Origin of the sequence: Candidatus Nitrosopumilus sp. (assembly GCF_965263415.1) — an archaeon.
GTDB lineage: Archaea > Thermoproteota > Nitrososphaeria > Nitrososphaerales > Nitrosopumilaceae > Nitrosopumilus.
The window spans coordinates 858,091-884,684 of the sequence record NZ_OZ253671.1; the positions used below are offsets into that span (position 1 = coordinate 858,091).

The window sequence follows — 26,594 nt, forward strand, 5'->3', positions numbered from 1 at the left end:
TATTTATCCCATTTTGATTATACTAGTGGTCTGTCTCCTTCTGTAGGATCTACTAGTTCTGTTTTCTCACCGTTGTTGATTCTCTCCAAAATCTCTAGTGCAGAGTATTTGTGCAAATATTCATTGTTATTTCCACATCTGTACGAGAACGTGCATCTTGGACATCCAGCTTCGTTTTTGCATGGACATTCCTTTACAATGAACATGCTTCTCTCAAGTGCTTGCTCAAATCTGTCATAGAGTGCCTTACTTGCCCCGCTTCCACCAATTGCCCCGTCATAGATGAAAATCAAGCCTGACGTGCCTAGTGATATGCCTCCCAAATCTTGAGATACGCCACCTGTAATCATATTGCTTCCCTCAATTACTACGTGTTCTGTTGCATGATATCCACTGGCTTCAGTATATTCTTCATCTTCAGACTCTCCCATAACTTTAAGAGGTCTAGGTGCATGAAAGACAATTCCCTTTGTAACAAAATCATATTCTAATGGTGTATCTAGTAGAACCTTTTCTCCTTGTGTTACTTCTTGTCCAAGTTCGATATTGACATATCCGTATACTTTTTTCTCAATATGTAATTTACAAAATGCAACTTCAACTCCGTTTGCAACTCTTTTCTCAAAGACTGTCTCAATTGTAGGCCATTCTTCAGTTAATGATTTTGTATAGTATGGATAGTCTCTTGGAATTTTTTCAATCTTTGCGTAATTTTTTTCTGGATAATCAAATTCTTTTACTTTGTAACGAATACCTGCAAGAAAATAGATTGCATCTTTGTGTAATTCTTCTAATGCAATTGGTAATATTCTATCTCCAACTTTTTTTCCATTTAAGAAAATGTCAATTGATTGTCCTATTCCTCTGATACTGTATTCGTTGAGAAGAGAACTAATTTTATCAAAATTTGGAATTATTCTATTATTGAATTCTTTTAGATTCTCTTTGATGATGTGTTGTTCAATTACTTCTTGATGTTCTTTGAGTTCATGTTTTGAAATTGGTCTGTCACATGCCATTGCCAATACTTGAAATTCTTCAACAAATGGATTCTTGGGATCAATGTATGTTTTTTCAATATCTTCAAAATAATCATCAGGATGATTCTTGTAATATTGTGAAATTGGATCATTTCCCAATGCCAAAAATGCATATCCTCTCTGACCTTTTCTTGCAGCCCTTCCAATTCTTTGGATTAGTCTATTTACTGGGATGGTAGATGAAATAACACAATCAACATTTCCTACATCTATGCCTAATTCAAGCGTAGGAGTACATGAAATTGCATCAAGCATATCCTCTTTGAACTGTTTTTCAACAAATGTACGATAATTTGCCATCAGTCCCGCCCTGTGAACTTTGATGTTTACTTTTTGTTTTTTTGCCTGGATTGCTAAAAGTTCAGAGTTTAGATGCGAGTTGTTAAAGACCATTGTCTTGTGATTTTTCTCAGTAAGTTTCTTTGTTAGTTCTACCATTAATGCTCTTTGAGTTCGAAGTGATGGAAATAACATTGCAAAGTCAGTCTGGCCTTTTTTACCTGAACCTTGGATTTTTTGCATTTTTTCTCCAAATAATTTCTCACAAAATTCTTTTGCATCTTCAAGTGTAGCTGATGCTGCAACAAATTGCAACTTGTTTGTACAGATTCGTTTGAGTCTCTTTATGATATAATGGACATTAGAACCAAAAATCCCTGAATACACATGAGCTTCATCTGTAACTAGAATTCTTGTTGATGATAATATTGATGAGAACTTTGTTTGATGCCACAAATGATAATGTAACACATCAAAGTTTGTTACGAGAATCTGAGGAGGGTTTTCAATAATCTCTCTTCTATCAGCTAATTTCGTGTCTCCATCAAAGACATTTACTCTAACTCCAATCTTTTGTGCAAATTTTTTGATCTTTGGGAACTGATCTCTTGCAAGTGCTTTTGTAGGATAAACAAAAATTCCAAATACATTTCCGTCACTGGAATCTTTTTTTATTCTTTGAATCACTGGAATCAAAAAGGCTTCTGTTTTTCCTGAAGCAGTTGGAGCTTCAATTATTATATTTTCTCCATATGCAATTTCGCCAATTGCATCTTCTTGGAATTTATAAAACTGTTCAATTCCTAATTCCTTAAGATGCTCTGTAATTGATTCATCTAATCCCAAATCTTCTATTTTGCAGCCCATTTTAGGCTCAGGATTGCTCAAAACCTTGTATTGTGAAACATAATCCTTTTTTGAATATAGTATTTCTTCAGTTATTTTATCTGGCTTGTTTTTACCAATCATACTTTTGATTTCATTTTCAGCACGTACAATTCCCTCATCTTTGAGGCCTTCAGAAAGTCCTTTTTCGGTGACTAGTCCTTTGTCATATCTTGAAAGAAATTCCAAGAATACTTCATCTACATTCTTTGAGAACTCTAATAGATCTTCAATTCCACAACCACTACACGAAACATGCATTTTTTTATTGAATGTCTTTTGAATCTCAATTCTAGACTTGCATTTTGGACATGATAACTTCAAGATCTATTTGCTAAGAAACGATTAGTGATTTATTGTTTAGTAAATCTGTATACTTAAATCATTGAAAATAATCTGATATGAATATATGAAACAAAAAGATGATTTAAAATTAATTAGAAAAGCTAAAAAAATTTTTGAAAAAAGTAAATTTGATTTTGTTAGTGAACGTATACATTTTTGGACTGATGAAGATGATGAAGAACTTACTGAAATAGATGTATGTGCAATTTTAGAAAATAGAATGTTTATCATTGAATGTAAAAGTGGTAATATAAATAATAAAAATACTGAATTAAGAAAAAAAAAAATGACTTAATCAAAGCCATAAAATCCAAAAAAATAAAAAAAATAAAAAATGATACCAAAGAAAAATTAACTTTAGATCTTCTTGAAAATATAGATGAAGTTTATCTTGGATATTACTTAGGAGATGATAAAGTTTACAAAAATAATAAAGCATCATTAGAAAAAAAACAAAAATTCCCCATATGGGATAATCATGCAGTAAAATATTTTGAGAAAGTTTCTGAAACTTTAGGAAATTTAACTCAGAATGAATTGTTATTTAGAGAATTTTTAGTATTTGATGATGATGCGGGAACAAAACCTGTATCTGCAATACCGTTCAAACAAAATTCTGTTAGATTACATTTATTCACATTACCTGCAAGTCAACTCTTAAAAATTGCATACGTATCTAGACGTGGTACCTCTAGAGATGAATCATATCAAAGAATTATCAATCCCAATAGATTGAAATCTCTAACAAATTTCATTCTTGATTCGAAAAATTTACTCATGGCAAATCCTATAATCATTGCATTTGATCCAGAAACTTATGGAAGTGTAACTTACAACGAAGAAAAAAAATTAAATTTTAAAAATATTGCATGTTCAGCTTGGGTAATTGATGGCCAACACCGAATTTTTGCTTTTAAAGATATAGATTTACCTTCCAAAAAATTCAAAAAATATGATATTCAGATTCCTATTGTTGCCTTAGAAAAAACGAATACACTGCTTCAAAGTGAAACTTTTCTAAATATCAATTATTATCAAAAGAAAATTGACTCTCTTTTGATATATGATCTAGCTGCCAGTTTCCAATATCCTAGAAATGCATTAGTTTGGCCTAGTCTTTTAACATTAAAACTTAATGAAAGTGGAATACTTCAAGGATTAATTAAAGTAAAAGAACTTGATGAAAAAAAATCTTTACAAACAACAAATTTTGTTAGAACCATTTTAGAAGAACTGTTAGGTTATAATTCTGCTATTGATGATTATGATGGTCCATTATACACTTTAGCCAAATTTAACAAAAATACGCGAATTGACACACCAAAAAATGAATCTGCATTTAAGAGTCATTTGGATATTTTGCAAAAATATTTTGTTGAAGTAATGGCTTTGACAAAAAAACAAGGGACAAATTGGAAAGATAACGCCACTGCAAGGGGTTTTTTGTCTTCTTCAGCAATTCAAGCCTTTATGCTAGTACTTTCTGCAATATTGAGAGTTGAAAAGAAAAAAAACATAGATTTCAAATCTATTTTAAAACCTCTTGAAAATGTTGATTTTACTGCTGGAACATATGCTGAATATCGGGCTGGGTATCCTTCAATTCAAGGTTATACAAAAGATCTTCTTCAAACAATTAGTGATCAAATTGGAAAAGATTACCGCTATACCCCAATTAGTCAAATTAGAAAAAAAATAGAAACAGCAAAAAAATCTAAAGCAAAATCCACTAAATCTAAAGCAAAATCCACTAAATCTAAAGCAAAATCCACTAAATCTAAAGCAAAATCCACTAAATCTAAAGCAAAATCCGCTAAATCTAAAACTAAATAAAAATTTCAATTATTCAACTAATTTTTGAATTTTCAGGAATTCTTTTTCTTTGATTTGATCTTTATTGCAGGTTTTGATTTAATTCCTATTTTTATATATAATTCGGAGGTACGCAGTTTCTCTCCCGTTTTTTTAATTTTCTTTTCATGCAGAAGTATGTCGATTATTGCCTTTACAGGTTGTCTGTTTTCCACCAATCTCTCAGGTAAAATTTTATTCAAACTTGCTTTATGAAATGCTTTCTCTGGTAATTTTTTTAATGATTTTCCTAAATGAGATTTTGGATCTTTGATATTTCCTAATTTTATTCTAGTAGTTGGTTTTGTGTCTCTTCCCATCACATAGCACAAATAATCTCCGTCTTTATTTTTATAATATACATAAGTGCTTCTGAAACCTCTGATTTCTTTTTCAGATTGTTCTTTGAATTTGAATTTGTAACCTTTTGGTACTTCAGGCACATCCAGATGTACATCATCTTTTTTACCTGATTCTTCTGCATCTGTCCACTCGATTGGATGATATACTGGTATCATAAAATTTGATGAAAGAAATTTTTCATCTAATCTATTTTGTGCTAATTTTACGTATGGTTTTCTTAAATCAATTCCAATAAAATCTCTGCCAAGTAATTTTGCCATTTTAGTGGTTTGGCCACTTCCATTCATGGGATCTAATACTGTATCTTTTTTCTTTGAATATAATTGAATTAATCTCCATGGAATTTGTTCAGGAAATACTGCAGGATGTTTAATCACCCGTGGTGGAACTGGTGTTATATCCCATATAGACAATGAAACTTGTCTTTTCATAGCTCTGTTTAATGGAATTTTTTCTGTATTTTTTCTATCTAAGGGGATTTTCTCACCACCTTTTTCAAGAACTATAATGTATTCATGCATGATGTTTGCTCTATAATATGTTGGAAATGAGTGTTGTACAAAAACACCAAATCTATTTCCTGCACCATTTCTCCCTGCAGTTACTTTATTCCAAATAATCATATCACGCAAATGCCAGCCTAATTCATCTTCATTTTCTTTAACTAATCGAGATATTAACAAACTAGATAATGGAATCAATTTTCCATTTACTACTTCATCCCCAATAACAATACAACAAAATCCTCCTGGTTTAGTAACTTTCAAAACTTCAGAAAACACTTGCTCCATCTCATCCAAATATCTCTCTGTAGTGGTACCTGCATTTCCTCGAAATGATGATTTCTGAGATTTTTTCTCATTTTCTACATGTTGAGAATAATTAATGGCATTTCTATAAGGTGGAGATGTAATAGTGAGCGAAACACTCTCAGGTTTGATATATTTGCTTAATTCCTTACTATTTGCTTGAAAAATTTCATTTATCTTGTATTTTTTATTTTTCACGAAATATCTGTCAATCGTCAAAGCTTTAAAACTTTCGTTTAGTCCTGTTTTGTTTCAGATTCATCTATTTTCTTTTGACCAATCTTATCTGCAATAATTTTTCGCAACTCGTCATCAGTCTTTCCTTCAACCTTAACCCCTATTGATTTTGCAATAGTCTCTAATTTTTCTCTCTCTGATTCTACTGGTCCTGAAATCTTTGGTGTTTCTTCTGTAACTTCTTTCATGCTTTCTTGAATGTCATTTTTTGCTTTGTTGTATTCATTTACTGCTTTTCCAAGTTTCCTTGCAGCGCCTGGAAGCTTTCCTGTTCCTAAAATCAAAACTAGGGCAACAAAAATTATGATTATCCATTCACTACCTGCTACATTTAATGAATAATCTACCATGATCTCACATGTCTTATTTTGAAATTAAACGTAATGTTTAAAATTATGCCTAGCATTTTCATACATGAATATCACGAATGAGAAGTAGTTATTGATTTAAATAAATTCAAAATTATTTACCTGTATGAAAAAAGTTGAAGCAATAGTAAACGAATCTGCGCAAAATGCAGTTATTGATGCAATGAGAAAGGTTGGCATTAGTGGTGTAACTGTTAGTAAAGTTCAAGGTCAAGGTGCACAAGATCCTCCTTTAGTTGGTGACTTCTTTAGCAGGGTGTTAATTGTATGTGTAGTCGATGATCCTAAACTAGATGAAATCCTTAATGCAATTGCAGGTGCTGCTTGTACTGGTACTAAAGGGGATGGCAAAGTCTATGTCTCAGATATTTGTGATGCTCTTGATATCTGTACTAAAAAACGCGGAACAATGGATATCTAATACAATACTCTTTGTGGTTCTAGTTTCTTTCTAGTAATGATTGCAAGTAGTGCTACCCCAATTCCTATTACACAAAATATCAGATACGGTGTATCATCTCCTAAAGATTGTGATATTGGACCTCCAAGTGTTGGTCCTATTGCCCAACCCATTCCAAACACTGTTTCATATGCTCCAATGATTTTACCTGAGATTCCTTTCTTGGTTTTGCTTAGAATAATCTCCAAAGTTAGTGGGAAGAATATACTGAATCCGAATCCCATTAGAACCAACGATATTGCAAATGTTATGATAGAGTCTGCTACAACTGATATTGCAAGTCCAGCTGACACTGCAAAAACTGCTGCAATCAAGGTTTGACTTGTTTTTCTTGCAAATTTTCCTGCCAATGCAAGTGATACAACCCGTGAAATCCCAAAAACAAAAAACAACAACAAAATGTCTGTGTCTGTCATTCCGTTATCATTTAGAAATGCTGGATAAATTGTCAGAATAATCCCAAATGAAGATGTGCAAAAAAGCAACAAAATTATGACTTCGGGAAATCTCTTCATTTCTTTAATTGATGAAAATGAGAAATGCTCATGATGATTTCTTACACTCTTTCTTGAAACAAGAATTGAAGAAATCAATGCTGTAGCCAAAATAAATGCTGTAATTTGGAATAGGATTCTGTAAGTAGTATCAAGACCTTCCAAAAATACCGTTCCTAGCAGTGGTCCTACCATGAACCCAATCACAAAAAACATTGTAAACCATGAGATGTTCTTTACCCTGTTTTTCTCTGTGCTTTCATTTGATATGATGGATTCACATGGTGGCCAGAAAAATGCATGGGCCACACCTGTCAAGATTCTGAATCCCATTATCTCTGGAACTGATTGTGCAATTGATAGAAGGTAAATTGATGCAGAATTAATTGCAGTTCCCAACGCTAAAAGATATCCGTTGTTGAATCTGTCAAGAAGAATTCCAACAAATAATGGAATGAACATGTAAGGAATGAAATTTGTTAATCCGATTAATCCAAGTTCAGAATATGTTGCACCTATGACATTTTTTGCAAATACTGGAAGTATTGGTCCATGCAGCCCATAGGAAATTCCAATAATTAGACCTGTAATGTTTACTAGAATCAGAACTTTATTCATTTGTATGCAGCAACCATGATTGCTCCACCCATAAGATCTTTCTCAAATTCTACTCTGGAGAATTTCTCTAAAAGTAAACTTTCAAGCTTTTTGTTTTGTGGCCATCTTTTGAAAGTTCCATAAAGAGTTCCAAACTTTAATCCAAGTTTACCTCCTGCACTAAATGCAAGAATTGGCAAGATACATCTAAGATAAAATGCAACTCCTGCTCTAATGAATCCACTATCTGGTTTTCCTAAGTCTACAATAACAAATCGTCCATCTTTTTTCAACACTCTGTGAATCTCTGATATTGCAACTCTCAAGTTTATTGCATCTCTTAACGAGTAACCACATAACACTGCATCAAACTCTTTATCTCTAAATGGAATGTGCTCAAAAACACCGTTTGCCATGTCTGGGGTTTTCTCAAAATGCGAACCTGTATTCTTTAACATTGGAACAAGAGGATCATAAAGCGTAACTGAAATTTTTCCATCAGTTAGTTTTAGTGCTGTCTTTGACATATTGCCAAAACCTGAACCTGCATCAAGTATCTTATTCCCTGGAAGAACTCTATTTGAAATTCCACGGTTACGATGCTCTACATCTTTTCCTAGTGATATGATAGAATTTACCTTGTCATAAACTGGAATGATTTCACGAAGTACTTCGATTACTTCGCTCCAATAACTGCTTCCTAAACCCATTATCTATCGTCTCATACACTAAAATGAATATCTTTCAAATCTGAAATTCTAAGGAACAAATTTTGATGCGTTTTGAGAATATTTTTGCAAATCTGCTTCAGATACTTTTTCAAAGATTTTAGACTCAGTTGAAATCTTTGCCATCTTGATGTCATTAACTCCTTCTTTTTTCTCTGCCTTTAGATTAATTGCTGCAATTGCTAGTGCTGCTGCATCTTCTAAACTCAAATCTTCTTTGTAATTTTTCTCCAAGAATGCATTTACATCATCTGAACCTGCTCCAATTGCAATTGCTGCAAATTGAACATATGTTCCACTTGGATCAGTTACATAGATTGATTCTCCTTTTTGGTCAACACCTGCAATAATCATTGAAACACCATTTGGACGAACTCCTCCATATTGTGTAAATTGATGAGCTTGGTCTGCTAGATGTTTTGCAACAGTAGCAACTTCTACTGATTCGTCATAGGTCATTCTATTTCCTTGTGAGAAGAATCTTGCATTGTCAACTTGAACACGTGCATCTGGAATGTATCCTGCTGCTGCAACTCCAATATGATAATCTACTTGGAAAATTTTCTGTGTGACATCCGTACTTTGTAATGTACGAGGTTTTTCCTCAACTGCCATGATGACTCCTTCTTTACTAGCTACTCCAATTGCTAAAGTTCCTCTTTTTACAGTCTCAATAGCGTATTCGACTTGGTAAATTCTGCCGTCTGGAGAATACATAGTAGGAGTCATATCATAACCCTTTGATGCCATCATGTCATCACGAGTTCATTCTCAGTCAATTTAAGGGTAATTGTCGAGCCTGAATATGGAAAAGATCTGGAAATACGGTTTTAAGCAAAACGAGCATATCTACCTCAAGAAACATGACAAACCAATTACTAGAGTTCAAAGAGATCATTAGATCTAAACAAGATCCAAACCAAAGAAAGCCCGATAAACAAACTAGAAAATTACTATTTTACTTGTTTACAAGTACTCGAGGTGGATTTACAAGACTTAGAATTATTATGAGTTTACTTGATAAGCCCTACAACACTCATCAACTCTCTCAAGAACTTGAACTTGATTACAAAGCCATACAACATCACATGAAGGTACTTGAGAAAAATAACATGGTTTCAAAAATTGGTGAAAAATATGGTGCAATCTTTCACTTGTCAAACTTTCTTGAAATGAACATCTCTGCTTTAGATGAAGCAATTGACAAACTAGACCGAAAGATGAATCACAAAAAAGTCTACATCTAATTCACATATTATGAAACGCGATCAGAAATTTTTAACCAAACTTATATAATTGGAATATTCCTAGATCGATCATCTTGGTAAAATCTGACCCATTTGCAAATGCAACAAAACAGGTTAATGATGCATGTGATATTCTTGGTATCAAAGATAAAGAATTACGAAATTATTTAGCAACTCCAAATAAAGTTTTGAGAGTAAAGATTCCAGTCAAAATGGACAATGGAAAAATTAGAGTTTTCATGGGTTTTAGAAGTCAACACAATAATGATAGAGGTCCTTACAAAGGCGGTATCCGATACTTCAATCCAGAAGGTGGAGTTGAATACATGGAACGGGAAGTCATGGCACTCTCATCATGGATGACTTGGAAATGTGCTATTGTTGATGTTCCACTAGGTGGTGGTAAAGGTGCAATCTATGTTAATCCAAAAACTGAAAAACTAAGTGAAGGTGAACTTGAAAGACTAACTAGAGGATTTGCATACAAAATTTCTGAAATTATTGGTCCAGAAAAAGACATTCCAGCACCTGATGTTTACACAACAGGAAAAGAGATGACACAAATCATGGATACATTTAGCAAACTAAATGGAAACAAATACTCTCCAGGTGTAATTACTGGAAAACCAATCTCAATGGGTGGTTCTCTTGCAAGAAATGTTGCAACTGGTTTGGGAGCAGCATACACAGTTAGAGAAGCTGCAAAGACTTTGAAAATTAATCTTAAAGGTGCAAAAGTTGTCTTACAAGGATTTGGCAATGCATCAACATTTGCAGGTGAATATCTTGAGAAGATGGGTTCAAAAGTTATTGCAGTTAGTGACTCTAAAGGTTCCATCTCAATTCCAAAAGGTGCCAAAGTCAGTAAAATCTTAGAACACAAACAAAAGAAAGGAAGTGTTGTTGGATTTCCTGGCAGCAAAAAAATCTCTACTGAAGAATTACTTACAACAAAATGTGATATTCTAGTTCCTGGTGCACTTGAAAATCAAATTACTGCTAAAATTGCTAAAAATCTAAAATGTAAAATTATTGCCGAAGCTGCAAACGGTCCAACATTACCTGAGGCAGACCCAGTAATTCAACAAAAGAAGATTTTAGTCATTCCTGATATCTTGGCAAACTCTGGTGGTGTATGTATCTCATACCTAGAGTGGGTGCAAAACAACATGGGTTACTATTGGACATTTGACGAGGTTGCAAACAAGATGGAGAAAAATATCACTAAAGGATTCAAAGATGCATATGCATTATCAAAGAAACACAAAATCGATATGAGAAAGGCAACTATGGTTTTGGCTGTAGAAAGAGTACTTGAGGCCTTTAACACAAAAGGTATCTGGCCTTAGGCAAAGTAAGACTCGTAACAAACTAGTTGTTCAATAAACATTATCTTTCCATTTGTAATTTGTCGCAATTTTCTTTTGTATGAAAGATCTATCTTTGTTCTTCTTTGTAATAGTTGAATTGTTTTTCCTGTAAGGTATCTTCCTTTTTTGTCTCTATCAAACAAAAGAATAATTTTTTTGTATTTGGCAGCAGAGTCTACAAAATTAATTATTCCTCCAAACTTGTGAAATACTAAAATTTTTCCTTGATAGCCTAATTTTCTTAATGCGTTAAAATCCCTCTTTCCTTCTACTACTATAACTCCATCTCTTACAGAATTTAATTGAAAAACAAAATTCTGCAATTCTAAAATCTCTTGTTCTGTTACAAACACACCTCTAAATTTATTTTAACATATTAAGCACTTTTGTATGTGGAAAAACATGTCTGATGTGTTATTAGTACAAAACACAAGAATTGAAGGTTCTGGTTATCTTGGTGATTTACTAAAAGAAGATGGATTTGATATTATGTCAGTAAATGCAAAACATGAAAAACTTTCCGAAAAAGATTTCTCTCTTGTTGTGATTTTGGGAGCACCTGAAAGTGCAAATGATGATTTGCCATATCTTAACGAAGAACAAAAACTAATCAAAAATTCTGTTGAAAAAAACATTCCTGTTTTGGGAATATGTTTGGGTTCTCAATTAATTGCAAAAACTTTTGGTGGTAATGTATACTCTGGTCCAAAAAAAGAGATTGGATTTTACAATGATTTGAAAGTCTCAGATGACTCTGGACTATTTTCTGGTTTTCAAAATCCGTTCACTGTATTTCATTGGCATGGTGATACCTTTGATTTGCCTGATGGTGCCATTAATCTAGCCTCATCTGAGCACTATCAAAATCAGGCATTTCGATACAAAAGTGCAGTTGGACTACAATTTCATTTGGAAGTAAATGAAGAGATGGTGAATCTTTGGCTTGATAATACAGAAGAAAAATTACAAAAAATCCCTTACATCGATCCAAAAAAAATTCGTTCTGATATTGATGAAAATATTTCAACTGTAAAATCGAATATGAAGAATTTTTACAATAATTTCAAATCAGAATTTCAACTTTGACCAAAGTTTAATATACTGAGTTTTGATTTCATCGATCGAACGATGGCTGCAGTTAAGAAAATTTTTGATGAAATTATTGAAACTGATCACAAAGTCATCACTGAAGAATCATCAAAGTCTATTCTCAAAACTTATGGCGTTAAAGTACCGCCATATGCACTAGTAACTTCTGCTGAAGAAGCAGCAAAACAAGCAAAGAAGATTGGATTTCCACTTGTAATGAAAGTAGTATCTCCACAAATCTTACACAAAACTGATGTTGGTGGAGTCAAAGTTGGTTTAGACAATGTTGCTGATGTAAAAAAGACATTTACTGACATGTATGGCAGACTATCAAAAAAGAAAGGTGTCAATGTTAAAGGAATTCTTTTGGAAAAGATGGTTCCAAAAGGTGTTGAGCTTATTGTAGGTATTCAAAACGATTCTCAATTTGGTCCAATCATTATGGTTGGAATGGGTGGTATCATGACCGAAGTTATGAAAGATGTTGCATTCCGAATGTTACCCATTACAACTTCTGATGCAAAATCAATGTTAAACGAACTAAAGGGTTCTAAACTTCTCAAAGGATTCAGAGGAAGTGAGCCAATTGACACTAACATGGTTGCAAAAATGTTAGTAAACATTGGAAAACTAGGCGTAGAAAATGCAGATTACATTAACAGCATTGACTTTAACCCCGTAATCGTATATCCAAAATCACACTTTGTTGTTGATGCAAAAATCATCTTAAACAAAGAGAAGAAGAAAAATTCCATCTCAAAGACAAAACCAAACATCACAGACATGGAGACATTCTTTACTCCAAAAACTGTTGCACTAGTTGGAGCTTCTGCAAGTGCAGGAAAGATTGGTAACTCTATCTTAGATAGTTTGGTAAATTATGATTTCAAAGGAAAAGTAATCCCAATTAATCCAAAGGCAGATAAAATCTTTGGACAAAAATGCTATCCTTCAGTAGCTGATATTCCCGGAAAAGTTGATCTAGTTGTTGTTTCAGTTGATTTATCCATGACTCCTCCAGTTCTTGAGGACTGTGCAAAGAAAGGAGTTCATAGTGTTGTAATTGTCTCTGGTGGAGGAAAAGAACTTGGTGGTGAAAGAGCAGCATATGAAGCTGAAGTAGCAAGATTATCTAAAAAACATAAAATCAGAATTATTGGTCCTAACTGTATTGGAATGTTCAATGCAGCAAATAGATTGGACTGTGCATTCCAAGGACAAGAAAGAATGTTACGTTCAAAATTAGGCCCTGTAGCATTCTTCTCCCAAAGTGGAACAATGGGAATTAGTATGTTGGAAAGTGCTGACACATTTGGTCTATCTAAGATGATTAGTTTTGGTAATCGTTCTGATGTTGATGAAGCAGATATGATTTGGTATGCTGCAAATGATCCTCAAACTAAAGTAATTGGATTGTACGTTGAAGGATTTGGTGACGGTAGAAAATTCATCAATGTTGCAAAACGTGTAATGAAAGAGAAAAAGAAACCAATTGTTATTTGGAAGAGTGGAAGAACTGCAGCAGGCGCAAAGCAAGCTGCATCACATACTGGTTCACTTGGTGGCTCAAATGCAATTATTATGGGTGCATTCAAGCAGGCAGGAATCATTTCAGTTGACAGTTACCAACAACTAGCTGGAGTTCTAAAGGCACTAGCATGGCAACCAGCTGCAAAGGGCAATAAAGTTGCTATGACCAGTAATGGTGCTGGTCCAATGATTGGTGGAATGGATCAATTAGAAAGATTTGGTCTTACTATTGGAAAATTATCTTCTGAACGCGTCAAAAAAATGAAGGCCCACTTCCCACCAGCAGTTCCTATCCACAGTGGTAATCCTGCTGATGTAGGTGGTGGTGCTACTGCAGAAGATTACAGATTTGTTATTCAACAATTCATGGATGAAAAAAATATAGATATTGCAATGCCTTGGTTTGTATTCCAAGATGACCCATTAGAAGAAACAATTGTTGATCATCTTGCTAATTTCCAAAAGAAAAGAAAGAAACCCCTTTTAGTTGGATGTAATGGTGGTCCGTACACTGAAAAAATGGCAAAATTAGTTGAGAAACACAATGTACCAGTTTACCAAGACCTTAGAACTTGGGTTGAAGCTGCAGCTGCATTATCTCAATGGGGAAAATTCCTCGGAAAATAGATAACATTTAAGTCTCGCATGGCTTGACAAATTTCCATGTCACTAGTTACCACATCTACTTCTGATGGCATTTGTACTGTCAAAATCAACAGACCTGACAAACTCAATGCTATGAACACTGATGTTGCAAAAGAACTAATCAAAACTTTTGAAGAACTAAACCACAATGATGATGTCAAAGTTATCATTTTGACTGGTGAAGGTGAAAAAGCATTTTCTGCTGGTGCAGACATTGAATACATGTCAAAAATCTCTGCAGATGAATCAGTAGAATATGCAAAGACTGGTCAACTCGTTACTGCAACAGTTGAATTAGTTAAACAACCAACAATTGCAGCCGTAAATGGATTTGCATTAGGTGGCGGTTGTGAACTTGCAATGTCTTGTGACATTAGAATAGCAGCTGATACTGCTAGACTAGGTCAACCAGAAGTAACAATTGGTGTCCCTCCTGGATGGGGTGGAACACAAAGATTGATGAGAATCGTGGGAATAGCAAAGGCAAAAGAACTTGTTTACACAGGTAAAATGATCAAAGCTGATGAGGCAAAAGAGATTGGTCTTGTAAACCATGTCGTTCCTCTTGCATCATTACAAGAAGAAGCTTTGAAAATGGCACAACAAATTGCTGGAAACTCTACAATGGGTGTACAGATGTCTAAAGTTGCAATCAACAAGGGACGAAATGCAGACCTTGATACTGGTCTTGGATTAGAAATTCTTGCTTGGAGAAATTGCTTTACACATCCAGATCGCCAAGAGAGAATGACTGCATTTGTTAACAAGTCAAAGAAATAGCTATTTCCTATTTCCTTCTTATTTTATTATTTTTTGAGTTCTATTGATTCTATGATACTGTAACCAGTCCAACTCTCCAAGGATGGAATGAACAATAGTATTTGTAAACACCTTCTTCTTCAAATATGTGCTCAAATCTATCTCCTGTGTTTAGTGGTGGACTGTTAAACAATTGCGTGACCTTTCCACTTAGATCTATGCTTTGGATGTTATGAGGCACTGAATCATCATTTACCCATGTTACAGTTGCTCCTACTGGAATCTCTAGATTCAATGGTGAGTAAAATCCGGCACCTGTTACATCATAGTTGCCATTTGGAATGACAACTTGTGCATCAACTACTTGTGGTGTTGGCTCCTTTATGTTATCTATTACAATTACTTCATTTTCAATCAAGAATTTTATCATGTTGAGAAATTCCCCTTCAGAGACAATTCCTTCACCATACCATAATGCTGTATTTTTTACCCATTCTGGTACTGCTTGTGCATTTGCTACATTAATTGAAAGAGAAACTATTGAAACTGCAAAAACTAATACTAATACGGACATTGTTTTTGAACTACGTTTCATAGAGATTATAGTAATTCTGGAATTTATAAGATCTGAGTGCAGTGTCTTGCAATGTGTACTGGTTGATTATATCTGATTATCACATATGATAATCATGCAAGAATTAGTACAAACAAGAAAAATAATGGACGATGAAAGAAAGCAAATAATTTTAGAAGTCTTAGCAGACAAATATTGCAAACAGATCCTCCATGACACACTAGAAAAACCAAAATCTGCAATGGAATTATCTGGTGATAAAAAAATCCCTATTAGTACAGTTTACCGAAGATTACAAACCCTATATGATGCAAAATTACTTGCAATCTCCGGTTCAATAAATGAAGATGGAAAGAAATACTTTCTTTACAAGAGTAAGGTAAAGTCAATATCTCTTCAATGCGATTTAGAAGAGACCACAATCGAAATCACTCCTAACCCGTCTAGTACGAGTTAGTTACATTTTATACTTGGGGGCCTGAGATACGTTGAAAGAGAAAATGGGTGCAAATCGTCAGGTTCACAATCAAAAAAAGGAATCGACACGTAGCATTACCTATAGACTTCCAGAAAAACTAGTCAATGAACTTGAAACTGAAGCTACTATGAAAAGCATCTCTCAAAATGTGCTTGTAAAACAAATCTTAGAAAAATATGTTCAATGGGATAGATTTTCAAATAAAATTGGAATGATTCCTGTTCCAAAAACTATTGTAGAAACTTTGGGAAGTGAATTGGATGGTAGAGACATTGATGAAATTATCACACTAATCTTTCCAATGATTAAAGATACTGTTTTGTTTATCAAAGGCGGATATGATTTGAAACGATGTATTGAAACTCTAGAAGATTACATGAGAGCATCTGGAATGAACTCTGATCATAGAATTGAAGGTGATATGCATATTTTTTTGATTCAACACGAGTTGGGAATGAAATGGTCTGTCTTTACTGAACAGATGTTAACTCAGGTTTTTCGTAGTTTTATGCCCGAAAAAGAATTAAAATTTCAAACAACAGACACTACGGTAATTCTTAATGTTCAACTAGGTTCTGATTTCAATGAACATGATTATCATAGTTGAAATTCAGTAAATCCTTTGAAATATCACATGACACAATCTTTTACATGAGTTCTGACACGGTTCATCAGAAAACTCTTGTCAAAGAAATTATGAGCAACTCCGTTATCTCTGTGGATTCTTCTGTTACTGCAACTGATGCTGCAAAAATGATGGAAGATACCGGTGTTGGGGCAATTGCTGTATTGGAAAATGGGTCTCCTGTTGGAATTGTAACTGATAGAGATTTTGCAATAAAAATTACTGCTCATTCATATCCTATTGATACTCCTATTCGGAGGATAATGTCTGCCCCCCTCATTTCTATTGATCCTAATTCTGATCTTTGGACTGCTTCAGATTTGATGACAACAAGAAATGTTAGAAAATTACCTGTAATTGATGATGACCGAATTATTGGCATAATCACTTCTAGTGATCTAGTCAAATATTTTGCAAGTCTTTAAAATTCCATTAAAAATGCCCAATTTCTTGAATTACTAGTGTGTAGGGTTGGAAAAGCTTATTATATTTTGAACCAACTTTTTTGTTCATTATGGCAACTGAACAAACACAAAAGATGATCACAGTTACTGAAAAAGCAGCTGAGAAAATCAAAGAATTCATGAAAGAAGAAGCAGAATCTCCTGAATACCTTAGAGTATATGTTCAAGGCGGAGGCTGTTCTGGTTTGTCTTACGGAATGGGCTTTGAAAAAGCACCAGAAGAAGATGACATCGTCATGGAAGAAAATGGTGTAAAACTTGTAGTTGACAGTTACAGCGTTGACCACTTACAAGGTGCAAACGTTGACTATATTGAAAGCCTAATGGGTTCTGGATTTAAGATTAACAATCCAAATGTTACAAAATCCTGTTCATGTGGTCATTCATTTAGTACTGAATAAACACACCATCATTTTTCATTTTTCATTATACTATGTTTGTATTACAGGCAGCTTTTTTGAAAATTCTAGTTTTTTAATGCAAATTTTTGCGATACCCTCATATATCGAATACAGAGACTCAAAATATGATAATTAAGGAGATGAATAATTTATGCCTCAATCAGGAATTGTCAAATATCATGTTAAACTTTCCTATGAAGTTGATGGGCTCGTTGAAAGGGCAGATATAATCGGAGCCATCTTCGGCCAAACAGAAGGACTGTTAGGCCCTGAGATGAATCTGAATGAACTGCAACGAGTTTCAAAAGTAGGTCGTATTGAAGTAAACGCTAGAAATACTGCAAATACAACTGCTGGTGATGCATTAATTCCAATGAGTACTGATATTGATACTTGTGCATTGATTGCAGCAGGAATTGAAAGCATTGACAAAGTAGGTCCATTTGACTGTAAATTTACCTTAGAAGCAATTGATGATGTACGTGCTGCAAAGAAAGACGATATTGTAAAACGTGCAAAAGAAATCAAGCAAAAATGGGCAACTAAAACTGTTAGTGAAGGAGAAAGTATGCTAAATGATGTACATCAAGGTGATTCTAAAAAATTAACCACTTATGGTCCCTCCAAACTTACTTGTAGTTCTGGCCTAGCTGATTCTAACTGGGTAATTCTAGTTGAAGGAAGAGCTGATGTAATCAATCTTCTTAGAGCAGGATATGATAATGCACTAGCAATTGAAGGTGCAAAAATTGATGAGTCTATCAAAGAATTATGCAATTCAAAAGAAACTGTTGTCGCATTCTTAGATGGTGATAGAGCCGGTGGCTTTATTCTCAAAGAACTAAAATCAGTTGTTGCAATTGATTACGAACTAAGAGCAGACAATGATGTTGAAGTTGAAGAATTAACCCCACAAAGAATTGATGAAATTCTTAGTCCAATTGCTGAAGAAATCAAAGGTGGAAAACCTACACCACAACTCAAAAGTGAAGATGATAAACCTCTTGCAGAGATGGCCGCAAAAGTTTTTCCAACTCTAAATGAAACTCTTGAAGCAGTTGCATTAGATGGTGATAACAATGAAATCTTTAAGGTTCCAATCAGCGAAGTTGTTAGCAAACTATCAACACAATCTGGAATCAAATATCTTCTACTAGATGGAATCATCACTCAGAGACTTTTAGAGGGTGCCAAAAACGCAGGAATTGAATGTGTAGTTGGTCACAGAGTAGCAAAACTATCAAACTCTGATGGAATGACTCTAAAAACATTCGGTGACTTGGGCGTAGCATAGGATCTTAGATGCCTGAACTAAAAATTCAGCATATCCTAACTTTATCTTATCTTCTATCCAAAGGTGCTAAACACAACTATGTTTCAATAACAACCTCTTCTTTGGGCAAAAGCATAAAAAAATCACAACAAGCTGCATCAAAACACCTGCTAGAACTAGAGCAAAATCAATTCATTGATAGAATAATGAGTGGACGAAATGTATCTGTAAAGATTACCCCCAAGGGATTTTCTGAAATGATAAAACTTTCTACGACTCTGCAAAAAAGCTTGAACTCATTTCCATCTCATGTTGAACTAAAGGGAACTTTGGTTTCTGGAATGGGTGAAGGAGCGTACTATATGGGGCTAAAGGGATACACAAAACAATTCAGGTCAAAAATTGGTTATGTTCCATTTCCTGGAACTCTCAATGTACGACTAGATCAAAAAATCCACCAAGAAGCAATCAAACAATTTGAAACTCTAGATGGAATCAAAATTAAGAGCTTTTCTGATGGAAAGAGGACTTATGGTTGGGTCAAATGTTTTCCTGCAAAACTAAACAATTCAATTAATTGTGATGTGATTTTACTTGAACGTACTCACCATGATAACTCTGTTGTTGAATTGATTTCAAAAACATGTATGAGAAAAACTGGCAAACTAAAAGATGGTTCTAAAATAACAATCAAGATCCCTATTTCTTCTTAACAAAAAATTATTAACAGTACATTTGCTAGAACTAATGCTTGATTAAACAAATTACGGTAGCCATCATCACTCCAACTCACGATAAAAAGTCCTTTGATCTGGGATTAGAATTGGCAAAGAAACTAGACTGTCCTCTTTCTGTGATAGAGTGTTTTTACCAAAAACCTCCAACATTTCATTTCTTTGAGACAAAAACTGACAAAATTGCCTTACAAAAAAGAAAAGATAAAATAAAAAATGAACTTTCAAAATGGGAAAAAGCTGCTGCAAAACAAAATGTTCCAATTAAAACTAAATTTGCATTGACTGATTCAATAGCCCATTGGGTAATTGACTATGTTACTGACAATAAAGTCGATTTGCTAATTGTAGACTATCCAAAGTTGTCTATGACTGAATCTACGCTTTATGATGACATTATCAATACCATTCATCATAAAGCAAAGTGTCACGTTTTGACAACAAAACAATAGTTTTGAATAACTAAATTTTTATCCATTATGAATTAAGGTTGGAATTCTACAAAATAGTAATAAGAATCTAATACACTCATACCTTGTTAATGAATAAACTCATTCTTTTTTCTGCACTTGGGATTTCAATCATAATTGTTCTGGGCGTTGGAATTTTTAATCTACAAACTATGGACATTAGTCAAAATCCTCATTTTGAATTTACTTCTGATTATGTAGCAGTTCCTTTGGATAGAGAAAATCCAATCAAAGTGGGTATTATTCATTCTCTTTCTGGAACAATGGCCGTTAGTGAAAAGTCAGTTGTTGATTCCACACTAATGGCAATTGATGAAATTAATGCAAAGGGTGGAATCTTAGGTAGAGAGATAATACCTATTGTAAAGGATGGCAGTTCTGATTGGGATGTCTTTGCATATGAAGCTGAAAATCTTATAGTAAATGAAGACGTTGATGTTGTATTTGGAGGATGGACATCTGCTAGCAGAAAAACCATGAAACCAATTTTTGAAGAACATGAACATCTATTATTTTATCCAGTTCAATACGAGGGATTAGAAAAATCTCCCAACATAATCTACACAGGAGCTTCTCCTAATCAACAAGTTTTACCTGCAGTAGAATGGGCATTTGTTAATCTTGGAACAAAATTTTTCTTAGTTGGCTCTGATTATGTTTTTCCAAGAAGTGCAAATGAAATTATTAAATCTAAAATTCATGAATTAGGTGGTACTGTTGTAGGAGAAGAATACAAACTATTAGGAGATCAATATTTTGATGATGTTGTAGAAAAAATTTCTGAGTCAAAACCTGATGTGATTCTAAATACTATTAATGGTGATAGTAATGTTGCCTTTTTCAAAGAGCTACGACAACAAGGAATTGAATCTGATGAAATTCCAACTATTTCATTTAGTATTGCAGAAAATGAGATACACAATCTTGGTGTAGAATATCTGCAGGGAGATTATGCTTCTTGGAATTATTTTCAAAGTCTTTCAAATGAAAAAAATAGAGAATTTGTAGATAATTTTAAGAAAAAATATGGTTCGGAACGCGTAGTTGATGACCCTATGGTATCTGGATATGTTGGGGTGTATCTATATGCTAAAGCAGTAGAGTCTGTAGGCACCACTGAAACCACTCAAGTGTGTGATGCATTAAGGGGGCTGACGATAAATTCTCCAAAAGGGGCTATAGGAATTGATCCTGAAACTCAACATCTTTCAAAGGTTGTAAGAATAGGGAAAATTCTACCTGATGGCCAATTTAAAATAGTTTCAAGTTCTGAAAAACCAATCCATCCTGAACCATTTCCTGATTATAAAACTGAAGATCAATGGAATTCATTTCTTGAAGATCTCTATTTTGGATGGGATGAAAATTGGGCAAACCCTGTTTTGATTTCTCAAGGAGATAAAAATGAAATTTGAATTAACTTATTCTAAAAAATTACTTTTTCTATTATTGTTAGTAAGTTTGGTTCCTCTTGTTGTGTTAAGCACATTTTACTATGTTGATAAAATAGAAACTGAATCAAATACTTTAAAAAATAAATTATCATCTGTCTCAGAAACTGGTTCAAAAAATATTTCAGAGAAACTATATGAACTAAAAGATAATATTTCCCAAATAGCGCAAACTGAAATCATCGTAACATCTACTAAAGAATTATCAAATGAAAATCTTGAAAAATCTGACATATTCAAAAATCGTTATGAATTAGAAAATCAATTTTACATACTTTCTGATTCTTTTCCAGAAGTACAAAGTTTTACAATTAGTAATGCAAAAACTGGAAAAATTTTATTTTATACTGATTTAGTTCCACCTATTGCAGATCTAAAAAACCAAAAACATTTTGAACAATCTATAAAAGAAAATATTCAAACTAGTGAAGTACTTCTATCTGCATATCTATTACCAAACGAATTTGGTAACTATGAATTAAACATTCCAACTTTGTATGTTTCATCTCCAATTGAAGGTGAAGCGGGTATCGAAGGAATACTTACTGTCCGAGCCAATCTCTTTAAGACAATTTTAATATCTCAATCAGATGATTTTGTTACCTCAAACTCATACTTGGTAACTTCTGAAGGATATTTCCTATCAAAACCAAAATATTTTGATGATTCAGTTGGTTCTGATTTTATCAATACAAGACCTGAACTAAATTACCAAGCTATTGAGCCAAATACCAATCAATTTACTGAAATTCTAAAAATATCAAATAATGAAACTACTGAATTGAACTTAAATGGATATTCTAATTATTTGGGAGCGATTGTTGTTGGTTCTGTCTCTCCTGTAAAAGAAACTGGTTGGAGTTATGTTGCCGAAGTTGACAAAAATGAAGCATTTCAGAAAATTATATCCTTCCAAATCTTGACGGTTTCTATTTTTGGTATAGTTTTGATAGGTATGGTAAGCATGGCACTTTATTTTGCATCTACTTTTACATCCCCAATTAAAAAACTCCAAAATGCTACTGAACAAATTATTCAGGGCAATTTTGATATCAAAACTGCAGAAAATTCCCGAGACGATATTGGTCAACTAACAAGAAATTTCCAAAATATGGTTCAAACTCTAAAGGACACAACTGATGTAAAAGAGCAAATTACCATACAACAGAATCTTAGAAAAGCACTTGAAGAATCATCTACAGTAAGTATAATCGATAAAAATGGAAAAATAACTTATGTTAACGAGAGATTTTGCAAAGCCTCAAAATACACAAAAAATGAACTTATAGGCAAACGTCAAGATATTTTGAGATCTAGAAAAATTCATCTTCCTGGATTCTATAAAGATTTGTGGACCACGATTTCAAGTGGAAAAATTTGGCATGGTGAAATTTGTAATACTGCTAAAGATGGAACTTTGTTTTGGAATGATACTACGATTATTCCGTTCTTAGATAAGGATGGACAAATTTCAGAATATGTTTCAATTAGAAACGACATAACTGAACAAAAAAATCTCACAGATAGATTAGTTCGTGCAGAAAGATTTAGTGCTATTGGTGAACTATCTGCTAGAATTTCTCATGATATCCGAAATCCTCTGGCAATAATAAAAAGTGAATTTGAATTATTGAAAATTCAAAAACAAATTGATGAAGAAGACTTCCGTCGAATTGACACGTCCATTAACAGAATCACACATCAACTAGATGACGTTTTAGAATATTTGCGTGATACGCCACTAGTCTACTCTAAATTCAACCTTACTGAACTTGTAACTGAAGTAATTGATACTTTACAAGTTCCTTCCAATGTAAAAATCACCATCAAAGATGATGAAATTTTTATGATAGGTGATAAAGAAAAAATGAATGTCATTTTAGTTAATTTGATTTTTAATTCTATTCAAGCACTTGAAGATGGAGGAAATATTGAAATTATTTTGTCAAAAATTGATTCTAAAATTGTTATCCAAATACAAGATTCAGGTATTGGTATCACTATAAAACCAATAGAAGCAATATTTGATCCGTTAACTACATCAAAACAAAAAGGAACAGGATTGGGACTTGCTAGCGTAAAAAATCTCGTAGAACAACACGGTGGTACAATATCTGTTAAAAATAACCCTACAACTTTTACGATAAACATTCCGCAAAAAGAGGGTGAAATCTGAAAAAATTATACAATTTTTCAATAATCAAATTCCGTGAATTGATTCACCGTATTCTTTTTGAATCTTTGAGCTAGAACTATCTGGAATTGGGGATTGTAGCCTTGCAACTTTTGCATCTAGATTGATTTTTTTGCATCCTTCTGTAATGAATTTCTCTTGATGAACTTGGTCGTACCCTAATGCAATTATCTGTGGTCTCACATTATTTACAGTCTTGAAAATATCATCTTCTTGTCCAATTAGGCAAAGATCCACCATGGATAATGAGTTAACTAATTCTTGCCTTTGTTCTTGGGAGTGTAATGGTTGTCTTTTTTTCATTTTAACTGCAGTGTTATCTGTGGCAACTACTACTGCAAGAACATCGCCTAGTTTCTTTGCAGCATTTAGAGTGTGTATGTGTCCTGGATGAATAATATCAAAAACACCTCCAGCTAAAACAACCTTCAAAGAATTTCGTCCTGATTCAGTTAGTGATTTTTTGTCTTCATTGACAAATTGATTTTTTATCAACTCATCAATTTCTGAATTTATTTTATCATCTGATAATGCTGTACTTTCTTTGATTTTTTCAATTGGGTTAGTACCATCAATTTGAGATACGTAAATTGCAGAAAGAATTATTTTTTTACTTGATTCCAACATTTTTCCTATTTTTCTCCCTCTCTTTAATTCATCGCTGAAATTACATTTTGGGATCCAAGCCTTTGGCTAACCTCAACGCATCAACTAGTCCATCTGCATAACCGATACTTAGTATGGCAACCTCATCTTGACCATCTTCCAAAAATTTCTCTGCGTCTCTAACATACAACTCTGCATTTTCTAAAATTATTTGAAACTCTTTTTGGTCCTTATAGTAGGGTTCAACCTCTTCTAGTGCTTCTCTGACCATTGGAACGTATTTTTCAATCATTTGAGCAGAAATCTTTCTTGTTTTCTCTGCATTATCGTATGGCTCATCAATACATTCTCCTAAAACCTTCAATGCATCTGATTCTGTAAAATGTAATCTTCCTGGAATTATCACTGTATGTGGTGGTTTTCCAAAATCCTTCTTTTTTAGGCTAGAAATTTTACCTGAAACTATCTCTTGGTCTTTGAATCCTATTCTTGATGCAACTATGGCAAAGGTTGATGAACTGATTACTTTTCTTCTTTGACCTTTCTCAGTTTCTAATAATCCGTTCAATGCATCCTTGGGATCTAAAAAGAAATCTTTGTCTTGATTAAATTCCAAAAGAAGTACAGTGTGATTTCCTTCTATAACATTTTTGTAAATTACATAGTATGGAGTTGTTAGTGATTTCATCTCACTCATTATTGTTGCAATTCTTCCAACTTTGTAAAAGTGCAAACCGCACTCTCCAATCATTGAAGTTAGTGATGAAGATGCATGAATGGAATGTGTTTTTATTTTTTCTTTAATTGCTCTTTCTCGTAACTCGATATGTGTTGTAGCTATGTATGGATCTCCATACGATAACAATACAACTTTCTTTTTCTTTGCATTCTCTAAAATCTCGTTTCCATCTTCTACTAACCATCTTTTTGCAGGTCTAAATTCTCCCTTTGTTGCATTTTTGATTTTGGTTAGATCTGATTTACCAATTGGACTTGTGAATTGTTCAAGATACACAATGTCAGCTTTTGCTAAAACATCAATTGCTTCATTTGGAATGGATTTGAATCCTGAAATTCCTAAACCTACAAACCAGAGCATTACTGCATCTTTCTATCGTGTAGTCTTTTTAAATGCTGTAGCATCTTTTTGAGAATTTCTATTCCCCTAAGGTATTCATCAATTGAGACCTTTTCATCAATGGTGTGAGCTTCATGAGGATCTCCTGGACCATATGTTACAACTGGAATACTCCATTGAGTTCCTAGCACATTCATGTCTCCAGTACCTGTTTTTCTGATTAATTTTGGCCTAGTATGTTCTACATCCATAACTCCAAGCGTGAATGCACGCACTAGAGGAGAATTATGTGCTGCCTCAAATGGCTCTGTTTCATCAAGAATTGAATAAAATGCCTCTACCTCTCTTTCCTCTGAAATCTCCTTGACTAGATTTGCAATTTTTTGTTCAACTGATTTACAATTCATATCAACTGGAATTCTGATATCAAATGTAGTCTCGCATTCTTTTGGTGTAACATTATGACTAGTTCCGCCCCTGACTTCAGTCATAGTTGCAGTAAGCAACATTCCTTTTGTCCTGTCCTCTTGGTTTTCTTCTAGTTTTTCTTTTAATTCTCTTGCAAATATCATTGATTCTAAAATTGCATTTTTTGAAAGCCATGGCGCACTAGCATGTGAACTATCCTCTACAGTTACCTTGAGATTTATTGCTAAACGTCCTTTGTATGCAATTGTAACTTGTTTGATTCCACTTGGTTCGCCAAAAACAGCATAATCTACATCCATTTCTTTTTTGACTAGATTCTTTATTCCTGTTGCATTTCCTTCTTCATCAACTGCACCAACAAAGATTATTGTTCCATTATTGTTTTGTATTGATGCTGCAGCAAATAGCATTGCCATTAATGGTGCTTTTGCATCCGATGCACCTCTGCCATAAAGTGAATCTCCTTCTTTTCTTACCTTTACTTTGCCTGGAACAACATCCATGTGTCCGCACAACATAATTTTTGGACTGCCTGAACCTTTTTTGGCAATTACATTACCAACTTCATCAATTTGTATATCTTCAAATCCTAAATCATCACACTTGTCTGCAAGAAATTCTGCCATTGGTTTTTCACTAAGAGATGGCGTGTACAATCGCAGTGCTTTCTCAAGCATTTTTGTTGCAAATCTTGGTGTTACTGTAAAATGAGTGTCCAATT

Annotated in this window: 28 protein-coding genes; 17 read left to right on the forward strand and 11 right to left on the reverse strand. The window is 33.6% G+C overall.

Annotated features, from left to right (window positions below):
• Positions 1–17: 17 nt before the first annotated feature.
• Positions 18–2,528, reverse strand: coding sequence for a DEAD/DEAH box helicase (locus tag ACQY22_RS05725; RefSeq protein WP_428323749.1), 2,511 nt, complete (start codon positions 2,526–2,528; stop codon positions 18–20).
• Positions 2,529–2,613: 85 nt separating this feature from the next.
• Here ACQY22_RS05725 and ACQY22_RS05730 point away from each other — a divergent pair, with 85 nt between their 5' ends.
• Positions 2,614–2,844, forward strand: coding sequence for a hypothetical protein (locus ACQY22_RS05730; protein WP_428323750.1), 231 nt, complete (start codon positions 2,614–2,616; stop codon positions 2,842–2,844).
• Positions 2,845–3,086: 242 nt separating this feature from the next.
• Positions 3,087–4,382, forward strand: coding sequence for a DGQHR domain-containing protein (locus tag ACQY22_RS05735; protein WP_428323751.1), 1,296 nt, complete (start codon positions 3,087–3,089; stop codon positions 4,380–4,382).
• 32 nt (positions 4,383–4,414) lie between these two features.
• On the opposite strand, the gene ACQY22_RS05740 is transcribed toward ACQY22_RS05735, so the two are convergent.
• Together ACQY22_RS05740 and ACQY22_RS05745 are read right to left on the reverse strand one after the other, a co-directional pair.
• Entirely contained in the window at positions 4,415–5,770 is a 1,356-nt protein-coding gene (locus ACQY22_RS05740) for a DNA-methyltransferase (RefSeq protein WP_428323752.1), read from the reverse strand.
• Positions 5,771–5,808: 38 nt separating this feature from the next.
• Positions 5,809–6,159, reverse strand: a complete 351-nt coding sequence (locus ACQY22_RS05745; RefSeq protein ID WP_428323753.1) for a Sec-independent protein translocase subunit TatA/TatB — start codon at positions 6,157–6,159, stop codon at positions 5,809–5,811.
• Positions 6,160–6,283: 124 nt separating this feature from the next.
• On the opposite strand from ACQY22_RS05745, the gene ACQY22_RS05750 reads away from it, so the two are divergent.
• A complete protein-coding gene (locus ACQY22_RS05750) occupies positions 6,284–6,598 on the forward strand; it encodes a P-II family nitrogen regulator (protein ID WP_428323754.1) in 315 nt (104 codons plus the stop codon).
• On the opposite strand, the gene ACQY22_RS05755 is transcribed toward ACQY22_RS05750, so the two are convergent.
• The 3 genes from ACQY22_RS05755 to ACQY22_RS05765 are packed head-to-tail and all read right to left on the reverse strand — an operon-like array spanning position 6,595 to position 9,209.
• Positions 6,595–7,749: an MFS transporter gene (locus ACQY22_RS05755; protein WP_428323755.1), complete on the reverse strand. Its 1,155-nt coding sequence runs from the start codon at positions 7,747–7,749 to the stop codon at positions 6,595–6,597. The genes ACQY22_RS05750 and ACQY22_RS05755 overlap by 4 nt on opposite strands.
• Complete coding sequence (locus tag ACQY22_RS05760; RefSeq protein ID WP_428323756.1) at positions 7,746–8,438, reverse strand: class I SAM-dependent methyltransferase; 693 nt, start codon at positions 8,436–8,438, stop codon at positions 7,746–7,748. Before ACQY22_RS05760 ends, ACQY22_RS05755 begins: the two co-directional genes overlap by 4 nt.
• A 48-nt stretch (positions 8,439–8,486) precedes the next feature.
• Entirely contained in the window at positions 8,487–9,209 is a 723-nt protein-coding gene (locus tag ACQY22_RS05765; RefSeq protein ID WP_428323757.1) for an archaeal proteasome endopeptidase complex subunit alpha, read from the reverse strand.
• A gap of 110 nt (positions 9,210–9,319) precedes the next feature.
• Here ACQY22_RS05765 and ACQY22_RS05770 point away from each other — a divergent pair, with 110 nt between their 5' ends.
• Both ACQY22_RS05770 and ACQY22_RS05775 read left to right on the forward strand, forming a co-directional pair.
• Positions 9,320–9,703, forward strand: a complete 384-nt coding sequence (locus tag ACQY22_RS05770) for an ArsR/SmtB family transcription factor (RefSeq protein ID WP_428323758.1) — start codon at positions 9,320–9,322, stop codon at positions 9,701–9,703.
• 74 nt (positions 9,704–9,777) lie between these two features.
• Positions 9,778–11,052, forward strand: coding sequence for a Glu/Leu/Phe/Val family dehydrogenase (locus ACQY22_RS05775; RefSeq protein WP_428323759.1), 1,275 nt, complete (start codon positions 9,778–9,780; stop codon positions 11,050–11,052).
• Here ACQY22_RS05775 and ACQY22_RS05780 read toward each other — a convergent pair.
• Positions 11,049–11,426 (reverse strand): toprim domain-containing protein, encoded by a 378-nt coding sequence (locus tag ACQY22_RS05780; RefSeq protein WP_428323760.1) that lies wholly within the window; start codon positions 11,424–11,426, stop codon positions 11,049–11,051. The genes ACQY22_RS05775 and ACQY22_RS05780 overlap by 4 nt on opposite strands.
• A 49-nt stretch (positions 11,427–11,475) precedes the next feature.
• On the opposite strand from ACQY22_RS05780, the gene ACQY22_RS05785 reads away from it, so the two are divergent.
• From ACQY22_RS05785 to ACQY22_RS05795, 3 genes are read left to right on the forward strand one after another with little or no spacing between them, the layout of a single operon-like run.
• Positions 11,476–12,159 carry a type 1 glutamine amidotransferase gene (locus ACQY22_RS05785; protein WP_428323761.1) on the forward strand — a complete coding sequence of 228 codons (684 nt, stop codon included), beginning with the start codon at positions 11,476–11,478 and terminating at the stop codon, positions 12,157–12,159.
• A gap of 42 nt (positions 12,160–12,201) precedes the next feature.
• A complete protein-coding gene (locus ACQY22_RS05790) occupies positions 12,202–14,319 on the forward strand; it encodes a 3-hydroxypropionate--CoA ligase (protein ID WP_428323762.1) in 2,118 nt (705 codons plus the stop codon).
• A gap of 36 nt (positions 14,320–14,355) precedes the next feature.
• Positions 14,356–15,117, forward strand: a complete 762-nt coding sequence (locus tag ACQY22_RS05795) for an enoyl-CoA hydratase/isomerase family protein (protein ID WP_428323763.1) — start codon at positions 14,356–14,358, stop codon at positions 15,115–15,117.
• A 49-nt stretch (positions 15,118–15,166) separates the two neighbouring features.
• Here the strand turns inward: ACQY22_RS05795 and ACQY22_RS05800 are convergent, their stop codons facing one another.
• Entirely contained in the window at positions 15,167–15,691 is a 525-nt protein-coding gene (locus tag ACQY22_RS05800; protein ID WP_428323764.1) for a cupredoxin domain-containing protein, read from the reverse strand.
• A 94-nt stretch (positions 15,692–15,785) separates the two neighbouring features.
• Here ACQY22_RS05800 and ACQY22_RS05805 point away from each other — a divergent pair, with 94 nt between their 5' ends.
• The 9 genes from ACQY22_RS05805 to ACQY22_RS05845 all read left to right on the forward strand — a co-directional run bounded on the left by ACQY22_RS05805 (position 15,786) and on the right by ACQY22_RS05845 (position 23,742).
• Positions 15,786–16,127 carry an ArsR family transcriptional regulator gene (locus ACQY22_RS05805; RefSeq protein ID WP_428323765.1) on the forward strand — a complete coding sequence of 114 codons (342 nt, stop codon included), beginning with the start codon at positions 15,786–15,788 and terminating at the stop codon, positions 16,125–16,127.
• A 43-nt stretch (positions 16,128–16,170) separates the two neighbouring features.
• Positions 16,171–16,755, forward strand: coding sequence for a hypothetical protein (locus ACQY22_RS05810; RefSeq protein ID WP_428325529.1), 585 nt, complete (start codon positions 16,171–16,173; stop codon positions 16,753–16,755).
• A gap of 44 nt (positions 16,756–16,799) precedes the next feature.
• Positions 16,800–17,198: a CBS domain-containing protein gene (locus tag ACQY22_RS05815; RefSeq protein ID WP_428323766.1), complete on the forward strand. Its 399-nt coding sequence runs from the start codon at positions 16,800–16,802 to the stop codon at positions 17,196–17,198.
• An 89-nt stretch (positions 17,199–17,287) separates the two neighbouring features.
• Complete coding sequence (erpA, locus tag ACQY22_RS05820; RefSeq protein ID WP_428323767.1) at positions 17,288–17,638, forward strand: iron-sulfur cluster insertion protein ErpA; 351 nt, start codon at positions 17,288–17,290, stop codon at positions 17,636–17,638.
• A gap of 151 nt (positions 17,639–17,789) precedes the next feature.
• Entirely contained in the window at positions 17,790–18,932 is a 1,143-nt protein-coding gene (gene dnaG, locus ACQY22_RS05825) for a DNA primase DnaG (RefSeq protein ID WP_428323768.1), read from the forward strand.
• A gap of 8 nt (positions 18,933–18,940) precedes the next feature.
• Positions 18,941–19,624 (forward strand): DUF120 domain-containing protein, encoded by a 684-nt coding sequence (locus tag ACQY22_RS05830; protein WP_428323769.1) that lies wholly within the window; start codon positions 18,941–18,943, stop codon positions 19,622–19,624.
• 38 nt (positions 19,625–19,662) lie between these two features.
• The gene (locus tag ACQY22_RS05835; RefSeq protein WP_428323770.1) at positions 19,663–20,097 is read left to right on the forward strand and encodes a universal stress protein; all 435 of its coding nucleotides are present in this window, start codon (positions 19,663–19,665) and stop codon (positions 20,095–20,097) included.
• 89 nt (positions 20,098–20,186) lie between these two features.
• Positions 20,187–21,530, forward strand: coding sequence for an urea ABC transporter substrate-binding protein (urtA, locus tag ACQY22_RS05840; protein WP_428323771.1), 1,344 nt, complete (start codon positions 20,187–20,189; stop codon positions 21,528–21,530).
• Entirely contained in the window at positions 21,520–23,742 is a 2,223-nt protein-coding gene (locus tag ACQY22_RS05845; RefSeq protein WP_428323772.1) for a sensor histidine kinase, read from the forward strand. Before urtA ends, ACQY22_RS05845 begins: the two co-directional genes overlap by 11 nt.
• 24 nt (positions 23,743–23,766) lie before the next feature.
• Here ACQY22_RS05845 and ACQY22_RS05850 read toward each other — a convergent pair whose 3' ends face one another.
• From ACQY22_RS05850 to ACQY22_RS05860, 3 genes are read right to left on the reverse strand one after another with little or no spacing between them, the layout of a single operon-like run.
• Positions 23,767–24,387: an adenylyltransferase/cytidyltransferase family protein gene (locus tag ACQY22_RS05850; protein ID WP_428323773.1), complete on the reverse strand. Its 621-nt coding sequence runs from the start codon at positions 24,385–24,387 to the stop codon at positions 23,767–23,769.
• Positions 24,388–24,427: 40 nt separating this feature from the next.
• On the reverse strand, positions 24,428–25,465 hold the full coding sequence (gene dph5 / locus ACQY22_RS05855; protein WP_428323774.1) for a diphthine synthase: 1,038 nt from the start codon (positions 25,463–25,465) through the stop codon (positions 24,428–24,430).
• Entirely contained in the window at positions 25,465–26,592 is a 1,128-nt protein-coding gene (locus ACQY22_RS05860) for a M20/M25/M40 family metallo-hydrolase (RefSeq protein WP_428323775.1), read from the reverse strand. The genes dph5 and ACQY22_RS05860 overlap by 1 nt, the downstream gene beginning before the upstream one ends.
• Between the last annotated feature and the right edge of the window lie 2 nt (positions 26,593–26,594).